We start from the raw sequence: 13,426 nt of genomic DNA on the forward strand, positions 1-13,426 counted from the left end.
AACACAGAAACCCAGATTTCACGAGAGGACCCGACGTGACCGATCACACGCCGCAGGGTCCCGTCGACGCGAGCCTCACGCCGCGCTACGCCGGGATCGCCACCTTCGCCAAGCTCCCCCGCATCGAGGACGTGCCCTCGGCCGACATCGCGGTGGTCGGCGTGCCCTTCGACACCGGTGTCAGCTTCCGCCCGGGCGCCCGCTTCGGCCCCTCGCACGTGCGCGAGGCCTCGCGCCTGCTTCGCCCCTACAACCCGGCTCAGGACGTCTCGCCGTTCGCGCTCAAGCAGGTCGTCGACGCGGGCGACATCGTGGCGAACCCGTTCAACCTGACCGAGGCCGTCGACCAGGTCGAGGCCGCGGCGACCGAGCTCGGCGAGCGGGTCGACAAGATCGTCACGATCGGCGGCGATCACACCATCGCCCTGCCGCTGCTGCGCGCCATCAACAAGAAGCACGGCCCCGTCGCCGTGCTCCACTTCGATGCGCACCTCGATACCTGGGACACCTACTTCGGCGCCCCCACCACGCACGGCACGCCCTTCCGTCGCGCGTCCGAGGAGGGCCTCATCGACATGACGGCCTCCATGCACGGCGGCACCCGCGGCCCGCTGTACGGCAAGCAGGATCTCGCCGACGACGCGATGCTGGGATTCCAGATCGTCACCTCCGAGTTCATCGAGGAGAACGGCGTCCCCGCCGCACTGGAACGGATCCGCACCCGCGTCGGCGACAAGCCGCTCTACATCTCGATCGACATCGACGTGCTGGATCCGGCCCACGCTCCCGGAACCGGCACTCCCGAGGCGGGCGGTCTCACCAGCCGCGAGATGCTCCGCCTGATCCGCGGCCTCGCCGACCTCAACATCGTCGGCGCCGACGTCGTCGAGGTCGCTCCGGCCTACGACCACGCGCAGATCACCGCGGTCGCCGCGAGCCACGTCGTCTACGAGCTCGTCAGCGCCATGGCGGGTCGCGAGTCCTGACGCAGAACCGCCGGCCCCGCGGACGCGGGGCCGGCGGCTTCCCTCCCGCTCTTCGCACCGGCCGCACCGGCAGCACCGGCGCACCGACTTCCGCAGCACCCGTTCAGAGGAGAACCCGACATGCCCACTCCCACCGAAGCGGCCGTGCTCGACGCCGCCGACGCCATCATCGACGCGTTCGCGGCCACCGACACCGCCGCCTACTTCGCGGGCTTCTCCGCCGACGCGAGCTTCATCTTCCACCCCGAGCCCGCTCGATTGAACTCGCGCGCCGAGTACGAGGCGCTGTGGGCCGGCTGGGTGGAGAGCGGTTGGAGGGTCACCTCCTGCAGCTCGACCGACCGCCTGGTGCAGGTGTTCGAGGGCGGCGCGGTCTTCAGCCACACCGTCGCCACGAGCATCGACTCGGCGGACGGCCCCGACTCCTACGTCGAGCGCGAGAGCATCGTCTTCCGCGCCGGGGCCGACGGCGGCCTCGTCGCGATCCACGAGCACCTCTCGACCGTGCCCGACGCGAGCGCCGAGACGAGCGCCGCCGCATGAGCAGCCCAGAGACGATGGCCGTCAACCTCGACGGCCAGGACGAGTCCGCGGGCCCCGTCCGCGGCACCCAGGGCGTGCTCCGGATCGGGATGATCTGGCTGGCCGCCAACCTGGTGGTCACGACCCTCCTCACCGGCACGCTCTTCGTGCCCGCCGTCTCGTTCGGCACCGCCAGCGCGATGATCCTGGTCGGCACTCTGCTCGGCGTGGTCGTGCTGGTGCTGGTCGGCAACATGGGCACTCGCACCGGCCTGCCGACCATGGCGCTCACGCGCGGATCGTTCGGGATCCGCGGCAGCGTCATCCCTGCCGCCGCGAACCTCATCATCCTGATGGGATGGAGCTGGGTCCAGGCCATGCTGGCCGGCGTCACCGTCAACTATCTCGTCCACGAGGCCACCGGCTTCTCGAACCCGGCCCTGTTCTCGGCCATCTGCCAGGGCATCGTCGTGGTGCTGGCCATCTTCGGCCACACCGGGATCTCGCGGGTCGAGCCCTGGCTCGCACTGCTCATCCTGATCGTGATGGGCTTCGTCTTCGCCGCCGCGTTCGGCGCGTTCAGCCCGGCCGAGTTCGCCGCGCTCCCCGTCGACACGAGCCTGGGCGGCACTCCGTTCATCACCCTCGACATGGTGCTCGCGACCGCCATCTCGTGGACGGTCCTCTCGGCCGACATGAACCGTCACGCGAAGAGCAGCACCGCCGGGATCGTGGGATCCGGCATCGGCTACACCCTCTCCACCTGCATCGCGATGCTGCTCGGTCTCGTCGCGTTCAGCACCGTGCTGCTGCGCGGCGGCGACGCGACGCAGTTCGACCCCGCAGTCATCGTGGGCGAGTTCGGCTGGCCGCTCGGCATCGCGATCTTCCTGTCGGTCATGGCGACCAACACCATGGTCGTGTTCGGCATGGTGACCTCGGTGGTGAACGCCCAGTCGCGCTGGCACCTGCGGTTCCTGCCGACCGCGATCGTGCTCGGCGTCGTCTCGGTCATCGGGTCCACCTTCCTGGGCCTGCTGAACCAGTTCACCGACTTCCTGTTCGTCATCAGCGCGTTCTTCGTGCCGGTGTTCGCGATCATGATCGCCGACTACTATCTGCTCAAACGACGCGGCTATTCGCGGCAGATCCTGCACGAGCGACGGGAGAGCCGGTACTGGTACTCGGGCGGGGTCAACTGGGTCGCCGTGGCCGTCTGGGTCATCGGCGCTGCGGCGTCCTACCTCATGTCGTACGTGATCCCGAGCCCCATCGGCGCCAACATCCCGGCCTTCGCGCTGAGCTTCCTGCTCTACCTCGGTCTCATGTACGGCCTCGGCGGCGTGCGCGGCCTGGGACTGCGCGACCCTCGCGATGCGGAGCCGACCGGGCACCTGCTCGACGGAGCGGACGCCACGAGCGCGCTGCGCCTCGAAGACCCGAGCACGACGCGCTCACCTCGCGCGGAGTGAACGGATGCTCATCGACCTGAGCCATCCGCTCGAGACCGGGATGCCCGTCTTCCCCGGCGACCCCGAGGTGCGGATCGAGCCGGCGCTCGCGGTGCCCGCGGACGGCGTCGCGGTCGCCCGGCTCGACCTGGGATCCCACGCCGGGACCCACATCGACGCTCCGGCGCACTCGATCGTCGGCGGAGCGACGGTCGACGAGCTGCCGCTGGAATGGCTGGTCGGCGAGGCGCTCGTGGTGCGCGTCGCCGATCCCCGCCCCGACACCGCCTACGAGGTCGAGGATCTCTCGGACGCACTGCCCGAGCGGCTGCCTCCGGCCGTCCTGATCGCCACCGGGTGGGACACCCGTTTCGGCTCCGATGCCGCGTTCACCCATCCCTTCGTCGGCGCGGACCTCGCGGAGCGGCTCTGGGACGCCGGGGCCCGCGTGCTCGGCGTCGACACGCTGAGCCCGGACTCGACGCCGCGCGCCGTCTCGGGCGAGGGGCTACCGGTGCACGAGCAGTGGCTGGGTCGCGGCGGCGCCATCGTCGAGAATCTGCGCGGGCTCGGTCAGCTCCCAGCGAACGTGCGGGTTTCACTGCTGCCACTCCGGATCTTCGGCGGCGACGGTTCACCGATCCGCGCGATTGCAGAAACGACGGTTTCCGAAGCCGTCCATCCCTGAACCCTCGGGATCCGTAGCCATAACCGGTGACCCGCGCGGGAATCCGGAGCTAGTGCTCCCCGTCCGGGTGTGCCAAACTGGCTGCAACCACGCTAACGACGAAGTTCACAAGGAGTGTGTCATCCATGGGCAAGTACGCCGTCATCAATCCCGAGACCGGTGAGACCGTCAAGGAGTACCCCGACGCCACCGCGGCGGAGATCGAGAGCGCGCTCGAGAGCACGCAGCGCACCTACCAGGAGTGGTCGCGCACCACCACGGTCGCCGAGCGCGCCGCCCTGGCACACCGCGCCGCAGAGCTCTTCGAGGAGCGCAAGGACGAGCTGGGCGCCATCATCAACCGCGAGATGGGCAAGCCGCTCGACCAGTCGATCGGCGAGGCGGAGTTCTCGGGTGCGATCACCGAGGCGTTCGCCAAGAACGCCGAGAAGTGGCTCGCCGACGAGGAGCTCGAGGTCGAGGACGGCCTGAAGAGCTTCTTCCGGTTCCAGGGCATCGGCGTGATCCTCGGCATCATGCCGTGGAACTACCCCTACTACCAGGTCGCCCGCTTCGCGGTCCCGAACCTGATCCTCGGCAACACCGTGATCCTGAAGCACGCCGAGCAGTGCCCCGAGTCGGCACTCGCGCTCGAGCAGATCTTCCTCGACGCTGGCTTCCCCAAGGGCGCCTACGTCAACGTGTTCGCCACCCACGAGCAGATCTCCACCATCATCGCCGACGACCGCGTCCAGGGCGTCTCGCTGACCGGTTCGGAGCGCGCGGGCTCGATCGTCGCGGAGCAGGCCGGCAAGCACCTCAAGAAGTGCGTGCTCGAGCTCGGCGGCTCGGACGTCTTCATCGTGCTCGACACCGCTGACATCGACCACGCGGTCGAGCACGCGGTCGGCGGCCGCATGGAGAACACCGGCCAGGCCTGCAACGGCTCGAAGCGCATCGTCGTGCTCGACACCGTCTACGACGAGTTCTCGAAGAAGTTCGAGGAGGCCATCGCCGGCCAGTCGCTCGAGGCGGGCAACTACGGCCCGCTCTCGTCCGAGAAGGCCACCGAGACCCTCAAGGCTCAGGTGCAGGGCGCGATCGACCAGGGCGCGGAGGTGCTCGTGGGCAACAACTCGCCCGAGGGCAACTTCTACACCCCGACCGTCATCGGCGGCGTGACCCCCGAGATGGACGTCTACCGCCAGGAGCTCTTCGGTCCCGTCGCGCAGCTCTACAAGGTGTCCAGCGATGAAGAGGCGATCCGCCTCGCCAACTCGTCGCCGTACGGCCTCGGCTCCGTGGTCATCGCCGACGACCTCGAGCGCGCCGAGCGCGTGGGCAACCAGCTCGACGTGGGCATGGTGTTCATCGGCGGCGCCGGCCTCGAGGGCGCGGACGTGCCCTTCGGCGGCGTGAAGAAGTCGGGCTACGGTCGCGAACTCGGCAAGGGCGGCATGCTGGAGTTCGCCAACAAGAAGCTCTTCCGCTTCGCCGAGTAATCCACTCGCACGCAGAGGGCCCGGGATCCTGGCGGATCCCGGGCCCTCTGCGTGTTCCGAGTCGGAGCGGCCCAGCGCTAGGCGCCGGGCACGTGGCGCTCGTCCGCGCCGTCGTACGCCGACAGCGGCCGGATCAGCGCGTTCGATGCCGCCTGCTCCATGACGTGCGCGGTCCACCCCGTCACGCGAGCGGCGATGAAGAGCGGCGTGAAGATCTCGGTGTCGAAGCCGAGCAGACGATATGCGGGGCCCGACGGGTAGTCGAGGTTCGGGTAGATCCCCTTGCGCGCCACGAACTCGCGTTCGAGCGTCTCGTAGAGCTCGGCCAGGCCGGCATCCCCCGACTCGTCGAGCAGCACCCGGAGGGCGCGATCCATGGTCGGCACGCGGGAGTCCCCGTGCTTGTAGACCCGATGGCCGAAGCCCATGATCTTACGCTTCTCGGCGAGCGCGCGATCGAGCCAGGGGACGACGGCGTCGGCGGATCCGATCTCGTCGAGGATGTGCATGACCGCTTCGTTGGCGCCGCCGTGCAGCGGCCCTTTCAGCGCTCCGATCGCGCCGACCACCGCCGAGTAGAGGTCCGAGGTCGTGGACGCGATCACCCGGGCGGTGAAGGTCGACGCGTTGAAGGAGTGCTCGGCATAGAGCACCATCGAGATGCGGAAGACATCGACCGCCGCCTCGGAGGGAGCTCTCCGAACGTCATCCAGAGGAAGTTGCGGGCGTAGTCGAGGTCGTCCCGGGGCGGGATGGGGTCCTGCCCGCGCCGTCGGCGCTGGACCGCGGCGACGATGGTCGGTATCTGCGCGAACAGGTACGCCGAGCGCCCGAGGTCGAGCTCGCGATCGGTCCAGCCGCCGGGCCGGTGGAGGGTCTCGTCGAAGGTGCCCAGCTGACTCACGACCGTGCGCACGATGTCCATCGGATGCGCATCGCTCGGAAGCGTGTCGAGCAGCGCGAGCGTTCGCGGATCGAGCGGGCGCAGCGAGCGTTCCAGCGACTCGAACGAGGCCAGCTGCTCGCCCGTCGGCAGCTCGCCGTTCCAGAGCAGGTACGCCACCGCCTCGAACGGCTGGGTCGCGGCGAGCTCCTGCACCGGGTACCCGCGGTACAGCAGGCTGTTGCTCTCGGGGTTGACCTTCGAGATCGCGGTCGTGTCGACCACGACCCCCGCGAGGCCCTTCCTGATCTCCGTGTCGGTCATCTTCGACTCCTTCGTCGCGTTTCGGCTCGTCCTGCGCAGTCGCAGGATCTCATGCGCGGCTCGGCGAACCCTGCGACCCCAGCGCTCCGCCGGGGTCGCGGGATCGCACTAGCGCTCGACCTCGAAGTTGAACACTCCGGAATCGAATCGGTTGTACTCCTCGTAGTCGACCAGGTCGTAGAGGTCCGCCCGGTGCTGCATCCGGTCGAGGCTACCCCGCAGGTGCCCCTCCTCGTTCAGCGCGTCGAGTGCCCGGCCGGTCGCGCCCATCGCGATGCGCAGCATCGATACGGGCCAGATCACGATGTTCATGCCGACGTCGGCGAGCTGCCGGGCGCTGAACAGCTCGCTCTTGCCGAACTCGGTCATGTTCGCGAGCAGTGGCACGTCGACCGCCCTGCGCATCGTCTCGAACTCCTCGAGCGTGCGCATGGCCTCCGGGAAGATCGCGTCGGCGCCCGCATCGACGAGCGCCTTCGCCCGGTCTACGGCGATGTCCAACCCCACCGGCCCATCCACGGTCGCACGGATATCGGTGCGCGCCATGATCAAGAAGTTCGGGTCTCGGCGCGCATCGACCGCTGCCCGGATCCGCTTCACCGCGGTGTCGACGTCGACGACGGCCTTGCCGTCGAGGTGGCCGCACCGCTTGGGATTGATCTGGTCCTCGATATGGCATCCCGCGATCCCGGCGTTCTCGAGGCTCTGGACGGTGCGGGCGACGTTCATCGGCTCGCCGAAGCCCGTGTCGGCGTCGATGATCGCCGGCAGCTCGGTCATGCGGGCGATCTGCTCGCCGCGCCCGGCGACCTCGGTGAGGGTGGTCAGGCCGATATCGGGCAGCCCCAGGTCTGCGGCCAGCACCGCGCCGGAGATGTAGACGCCGTCGAAGCCCTTCCGCTCGATGAGCCGGGCGGAGAGCGGGTTGAAGGCACCGGGGAAGCGCAGCAGCTCGCCGCTCGCGAGACGCTCGCGGAGGATCCGGCGCTTCTCCTCGGGAGTGGTCTGGGAATACAGCATCAGAAGAGTCCCTTCGGGGCGGCGGCGAGGTCGAGGATTCCGGGGGCCGCGACGATGTTCAGCTCGCGCACCTCCTCGCGGGTCAGCTCCGGCAGGCGCTGCACGAGCTCGAGGAAGCGCTCGATCTCGGCGGGCTCGAGCACGGGCTCGGCCAGGGTCCGGAACTTCGCGATGTAGTTCTCGCGGGCGAAGGGACGCGCACCGAGCGGATGGGCGTCGGCGACGGCGATCTCGTCGACGATGGTCGTGCCGTCGGCCAGCACGATCTCGACGCGACCGCCGAACGCCTTCTCGTCGGGGTCCTCGGAGTGGTACCGACGGGTCCACTCGGGATCCTCCGCGGTGGTGATCCTGTGCCACAGCTCGACCGTGTCGGGACGCCCCGCGCGCTCGGGCGCATAGGAGTCGACGTGGTGCCATCCGCCGTCCTGCAGCGCGACGGCGAAGATATACGGGATCGAGTGGTCGAGGGTCTCGCGCGAGGCCTTCGGATCGTACTTCTGCGGATCGTTCGCGCCGGAGCCGATCACGTAGTGGGTGTGATGGCTCGTGTGCAGCACGATCGACGCGACGTTCGCGGGGTCCGCCAGCTCCGGGTGCGCGCCGTGCAGTTTACGCGCGAGGTCGATCCAGGCCTGCGCCTGGTACTCGGCCGAGTGCTCCTTCGTATAGCTGTCGAGGATCGCGCGCTTCGGCTCCCCCGCGGCGGGCAGCGGCACCTCGTACGCGGCGTCCGGTCCGTCGAGCATCCAGGCGATCACGCCGTCCTCGCCCTCGTAGATCGGCGCGGGCGCGGTCTGACCGCGCATGGCGCGGTCGACGGCCTCGATCGCCATCTTTCCCGCGAACGCCGGGGCGTGGGCCTTCCAGGTCGAGATCTCCCCTTGCGGCTCTGCCGGGTGGCCGTGGTGGTGTGCAGCGCCTGCGCGACCGCCTGCGCGATCACCGGGGTCCCGAGGCCGAGCAGCGTCCCGATGCCGGCGGCCGCGGACGGGCCGAGGTGGGCCACGTGGTCGATCTTGTGCCGGTGCAGGCAGATCGCGCGCACGAGGTCCATCTGGATCTCGTATCCGGTCGCGATCGCCCGGACCACCGCGGCTCCGTCGCTGCCGACGTGCTGGGCGACCGCGAGGATCGGCGGGATGTTGTCGCCGGGGTGCGAGTACTCGGCGGCGAGGAAGGTGTCGTGGTAGTCGAGTTCGCGCACCGCGACCCCGTTCGCCCAGGCCGCCCACTCCGGGCTCGACAGTCCGGCATCGGCGCCGGTGCTCGGCAGGCCGAAGATCGAGGAACCGGCACCGCCCGTCGAGGCCGGATGGGCGAGCGCCTGCGCACGTGCCGCGACGATCGGTCCGCGGTTCACCGATGCCGCGGCGACCGAGGCGTTGTCGATCACCCGGTTGATGATCATGTCGACGACGTCCGCGTCGACCGCGACCGGGTCCGACGCGACCTCCGCGATCTTCCAGGCCAGCTGGCCCTCGCGGGGCAGCTCCTCTTCGCTCCTGTGGACGCGGACATGGTGGATGACGGTCATGGCGTGCCTTCCGTGGGGGTCGGGGACGAGCCCGCGAGGGAGCTCAGGATCGAGACGAGCGCGTTGTGCAGATGGACATGGGTGGCGTGCGCGGCGAGCGCGGCGTCGCCCGCGGCGATCGCACCGGCGATCAGCGCGTGCTCGCCCGCGGAGGCGATGAGGCGCTCGGGGTTGTCCTTCGCGAGCTGGCGGACCCTGACGAGGTGCGTGTGCACGGTGCGCAGCGCCGAGGCGAGGTAATCGTTGCGGATCGCGTCGCCGACCGCAGCGTCGTACGCGGAGATGAGCTCGTAGTAGCCCGCGTGCGCGGCCGGATCGGCGAGCCCGGGGCTCGCGGTCGCGGCCACGCCGAAGGACTCGGCGAGTTCGGTGAACACCGCGGCATCCCCCGCACCGCCGCGGCTCGGACGGCGAGCTCCTCGAGCCCGCGTCGCAGTTCGAAGAGGTTGCGGATGTCGTCCTCGTCGATCCCGGCGACCACCGTGACCCGCGGCGACTGCTGCACGACGAAGCCCTCCGAGCCGAGCCGGACGAGCGCCTCTCGCAGCGGTGTGCGGCTGATGCCGAGCCGCGCCGACTGCTCGACCTCGCCGAGCACCGCTCCCGCGGGGAGCACGCCGGTCTGGATCTCCTCGAGGAGCGCCGCATAGGCGCGCTCGACCGCGGTCGTGCGTCCCCCGATGTTCACCGCCATGCTCTATGTATACACTCATGCCGACTTATCCGCAACGGATCCGCCGATATCGCATCTGTGCATGCAGAACGCGAGAGGGGTCGGCACCGAACCGGCCGGATGTCCGCGCTCACCGCTAGACTTCGCCCATGTCGCAGTTCGTTCCCGTCGCCCCCGCAGCACCCACCGTCTCCGCGGCGCTCGCGGGCGCGCTCGCCCGCCACACCGCGCAGGGCTTCGCCCGTATCGCACGGGTCAACGCCACGCTGGTCACCGACCTCGAACAGCACGGCATCGGGGTCACCATGGTCGGACACGAGGTCGCGACCATCGCCTCCGCGGACGCCTTCGCTCGCGCGACCGGTACGCTCGCGGTGGCCGTCACCACCACGGGTCCCGGCTTCACGAACGCACTCACCGCACTCGCCGAGACCACTCGCGCGCGCGTGCCGCTCATCGTGCTCGCGGCCGACGCCCCGACCACGGGCAACCGCCCCTGGGACGTCGACCAGGAGATGCTGGCGGCGGCGCTCGGCGTCCGCACCCTGACCGTCACGCCCGACAACATCGACGCGATCGTCGACCGCGCGGTCGACTCCGCGCTGCGCACCCGGCGCCCGGTCGTGCTGTCGGTCGCCATCGACATCATCGGAGCGCCCGCTTCGCCCACCGGCTCGCGAGGTATCGACCTCTCGGATCCGGCGGTCATCCGATCGCTGAGCGCCGCGACCCTCCCCTCCGCCGCTCCGACCCCCGCGGCGATTCCGCACCCGCCCACGGGCGTCAACCCGGTCGAGCGCACCTCGGCCGTGCAGGCGCTGACGGTCGCCATGCGACCGGTGATCATCGCGGGACGGGGCGCCTGGCTCTCGGGCGCGGCGACCGAGCTGGGCCTCATGGCCGACGCGCTGGGCGCGATCACGGCCACGACTGCGCTTGCGCGCGGGATCTTCCCCGCTCAGCACTTCGACCTGGGCGTCGTCGGCGGCCTCGGGCAGGAAGCGGCGATGCGGCTCATCTCGGAGGCCGACGCGGTGCTCGTGGTGGGAGCGAGCCTCAACTCCTTCACCACCGCGAGCGGCACCCTGTTCGGCCCGCACACCACCGTCGTGCGCGTCGACGTCGACGACGTCCCCGCGCCCGAGGCGGACCACGAGATCGTGCAGCACCGGCTCCGCGGCGACGCCTCCGCCGTGCTGCGCGAACTGCGCGAGACCCTCGCGCTGTCCCGGCCCGCGCCGAGCGGATGGCGCGAGCGGGTGCCGGGGCTCGAGCCCGGCGGCGCACTCCGCGTGCGCGACACCGGATTCGCCGAGCACCCCACGGGCATCTGCGCCGACGGGCTCCTCGATCCGCGTTCCGTCGCCGCGCGCCTCGCCGAGCTGCTTCCGGCCGACCGGTACGTGGCCACGGACGGCGGATCGGCGATCGCCTGGTCCGGCCGGTACTGGCCGGTGGCCTCGCCCGCTCGATCCATCATGGTGGGTTCGGCGTTCCGAGCCATCGGCCTCGGCTGCGCTTCCATCGCCGGCGTGGCCGCCGCCGCCCCCGAGTCCACGGCGGTGCTGTCGACGGGCAGCGACCCGGGGCTGCAGGCGCTCGACGACGTCGAGACCGCGATCCGCACCGCGCAACGCTGCGTGATCGTGGTCTGGAACGACGGCTCCTCCGCCGCCGACTTCGCGGCTCTCGCGAACGCCCTCGGAGCGCAGGGTGTCTCGGTCACCGAGATCGCCCACCTCGACGCCCTGGCGGCCTGGAGCGCGGCCGGTGGGAGGGGCACGATCCTGCTGGACTGCCGCGTCTCGCCGACCGTGCCGAGCTACGTCCCCCGCACCCGTTAGATCGGAGCAGCGCGGCGAGGCCGCCAGAGCGCCTCGCCGCGGGGCCGCCGAAGAGCGTCTCGTTCGCGCTAGCGGTCGAGCAGGACACCAGAGAAGTAGTCGGCCACCAGCTCGGGTGCATCGAGCGGCAGCACGGCCGCGACATAGTGATCGGGGCGCACGACGACGACGGCGCCCGCACGGTCGATGCCCCGCTGTTCGAAGATGTCGTCTCCGGGCAGCGCCGCATAGACCTTCTCGTAGTCGGTGAGCCCGAACGGACCGCTCGCCGGCAGGAAGAGCTTCGGCACCGACGCCAGCTCGACCTGATCGTGCGGCCGCTGGTAGACGGCCTTCACGTCGAGCAGCGAGTCGATGTCGGCGCCCTCCGGCGTGTAGCGCCGCACCGGAGATGCCGGGTTCTCCAGCATCCACGACGCCCACTCGGCGAGGCGCTCCCCCGCCTGATCGGCGAAGGCGTAGACCCGGAACCGCCCGTCGGCCCGGTGGTGGTGACCGAGGTGCACCGGCACGGCGTCGGCGACGCGCGTCGTCATCACCGATTTGAAGCGCTTGCCCAGCGGGAAGCCCGTCGCCAGGTCCTGGTGCTCGCCGTTCCCGGTGAGCATGGACTCCGTGTACTGGGTCATGAAGCCGGCGGGGAACTCGGCGGTGGCGACGTAGAAGTCCTCCAGCTCGGACGGCGAGTCGAACTCCTCCGGCTTCTTCGCCATGAGCGACGACCACTCACGGTCGAAATCGATCAGGTTCTTCGACGTGACCCAGCGCTCGTCGGAGTAGGTCTTCAGCAGCGACTCGGGGCTGCGCCCTTCGAGCACGTACCCGAGCTTCCAGCCGAGGTTCCAGCCGTCCTGCATCGACACGTTCATGCCCTGTCCGGCCTTCGCGCTGTGGGTGTGGCACGCGTCTCCCATCAGGAAGACCCGCCCCTTGCCGTCGGGAGAGCTCGCGGCGTCGTCGAAGCGGTCGGTCAGGCGGTGGGCGACCTCGTACACGCTGTGCCAGGGGACGTCGCGCACGTCGAGGGTGTAAGGGTGCAGGATCGCGTTCGCCCGCGCGATGACCTCGTCGAGCGGGGTGTGCCGCACCCGACCGCCGTCGTTCTCGTCGGTCTCGCCGAGATCCACGTAGATGCGCGCCAGATGGTTGCCCTCGCGCGGAATGTGCAGGATCGACCCCGCCTCGGAGTGGATGATGCACTTCTTGCGGAAGTCGGGGAAGTCGGTGACCGCGAGCACGTCCATGACGCCCCAGGCGTGCAGGGAGGTGGATCCGGCGAGCGAGCCGCCGATGGCGCGGCGGACGGAGGACCTGGCGCCGTCTGCGCCGATGACGTACTTCGCGCGGACCACGATCTCCTCCTCGGGCCGGTCGCCGTCCGCCTTCTCCGTGTTGATCCCGGCTCCGCTGAAGCCCGAGACCTTGCGGAGCGTCACCGACACCGGATACTCCCCCTCGCCCGTGACCTCGAGGTCGACGAATTCGGTGCCGTAGTCGATGTCGCCGCGTGCCGGCGCTCGCCGCGCGTAGTCGGCGAAGTAGTCGATCACGCGCGCCTGATTGACGATGAGGTGGGGGAACTCGCTGATGCCGTGCGGGTCGTCGGGTGTGGTCGAGCTGTGGACGATGTTCGCCGGCTGCGCGGGGTCCGGGGTCCAGAAGCTCGTCTCGGTGATCTGATAGGCCTCCTGGATGATCTGCTGCGCGAAGCCGAAGGCCTGGAAGGTCTCGACGCTGCGCGCCTGGATGCCGTCGGCCTGCCCGAGCACCAGCCGGCCGTCTCGGCGTTCGACCACCCGCGTCACCACGTCGGGGAACTGCGCGAGCTGCGCCGCGGCGACGATGCCGGCGGGGCCTGACCCGACGATGAGCACATCGATCTCGCTCGGGAGCTCCTCCGGCCGATCGAGGCCGACGCCGGCCGCGGGGGCGATCCGCGGGTCTCCCGATACGTACCCGTGGTGGTGGAACTGCATGGCTTCTCCTTCACTGCGCTGTGACGCCGGGCCGAGTTTCG

At 70.0% G+C, this 13,426-nt stretch carries 8 protein-coding genes and 3 pseudogenes; 6 read left to right on the forward strand and 5 right to left on the reverse strand.

Going from position 1 to position 13,426, the window contains the following annotated elements; genetic code table 11:
- Positions 1-35 precede the first annotated feature (35 nt).
- The 5 genes from speB to AB3K78_RS09795 all read left to right on the forward strand — a co-directional run bounded on the left by speB (position 36) and on the right by AB3K78_RS09795 (position 5,128).
- The gene (speB, locus tag AB3K78_RS09775) at positions 36-986 is read left to right on the forward strand and encodes an agmatinase (RefSeq protein ID WP_416442790.1); all 951 of its coding nucleotides are present in this window, start codon (positions 36-38) and stop codon (positions 984-986) included.
- 120 nt (positions 987-1,106) lie between these two features.
- The gene (locus AB3K78_RS09780; RefSeq protein ID WP_416442792.1) at positions 1,107-1,529 is read left to right on the forward strand and encodes a nuclear transport factor 2 family protein; all 423 of its coding nucleotides are present in this window, start codon (positions 1,107-1,109) and stop codon (positions 1,527-1,529) included.
- Positions 1,526-2,980 (forward strand): purine-cytosine permease family protein, encoded by a 1,455-nt coding sequence (locus AB3K78_RS09785; RefSeq protein ID WP_416442794.1) that lies wholly within the window; start codon positions 1,526-1,528, stop codon positions 2,978-2,980. Before AB3K78_RS09780 ends, AB3K78_RS09785 begins: the two co-directional genes overlap by 4 nt.
- A gap of 4 nt (positions 2,981-2,984) precedes the next feature.
- Positions 2,985-3,647, forward strand: a complete 663-nt coding sequence (locus tag AB3K78_RS09790; protein ID WP_416442795.1) for a cyclase family protein — start codon at positions 2,985-2,987, stop codon at positions 3,645-3,647.
- A 125-nt stretch (positions 3,648-3,772) separates the two neighbouring features.
- Positions 3,773-5,128, forward strand: coding sequence for an NAD-dependent succinate-semialdehyde dehydrogenase (locus AB3K78_RS09795; protein WP_416442797.1), 1,356 nt, complete (start codon positions 3,773-3,775; stop codon positions 5,126-5,128).
- Between the two features lie 77 nt (positions 5,129-5,205).
- Here the strand turns inward: AB3K78_RS09795 and AB3K78_RS09800 are convergent.
- The 4 genes and pseudogenes from AB3K78_RS09800 to AB3K78_RS09815 all read right to left on the reverse strand — a co-directional run bounded on the left by AB3K78_RS09800 (position 5,206) and on the right by AB3K78_RS09815 (position 9,586).
- Positions 5,206-6,335, reverse strand: a pseudogene (locus AB3K78_RS09800) (bifunctional 2-methylcitrate synthase/citrate synthase).
- Positions 6,336-6,443: 108 nt separating this feature from the next.
- Positions 6,444-7,355 carry a methylisocitrate lyase gene (gene prpB / locus AB3K78_RS09805; protein ID WP_416442799.1) on the reverse strand — a complete coding sequence of 304 codons (912 nt, stop codon included), beginning with the start codon at positions 7,353-7,355 and terminating at the stop codon, positions 6,444-6,446.
- Positions 7,355-8,892, reverse strand: a pseudogene (locus tag AB3K78_RS09810) (MmgE/PrpD family protein). Before AB3K78_RS09810 ends, prpB begins: the two are co-directional and overlap by 1 nt.
- A pseudogene (locus AB3K78_RS09815) lies at positions 8,889-9,586 on the reverse strand (GntR family transcriptional regulator). Before AB3K78_RS09815 ends, AB3K78_RS09810 begins: the two co-directional pseudogenes overlap by 4 nt.
- Before the next feature lie 128 nt (positions 9,587-9,714).
- Between AB3K78_RS09815 and AB3K78_RS09820 the strand changes: the two are divergent.
- Positions 9,715-11,409, forward strand: coding sequence for a thiamine pyrophosphate-binding protein (locus AB3K78_RS09820; protein WP_416442801.1), 1,695 nt, complete (start codon positions 9,715-9,717; stop codon positions 11,407-11,409).
- Between the two features lie 68 nt (positions 11,410-11,477).
- Here AB3K78_RS09820 and AB3K78_RS09825 read toward each other — a convergent pair whose 3' ends face one another.
- A complete protein-coding gene (locus AB3K78_RS09825) occupies positions 11,478-13,385 on the reverse strand; it encodes an FAD-dependent monooxygenase (RefSeq protein ID WP_416442803.1) in 1,908 nt (635 codons plus the stop codon).
- Positions 13,386-13,426 lie beyond the last annotated feature (41 nt).

This window comes from Leucobacter sp. HNU, from assembly GCF_047946755.1.
Classification (GTDB): Bacteria; Actinomycetota; Actinomycetes; order Actinomycetales; family Microbacteriaceae; genus Leucobacter.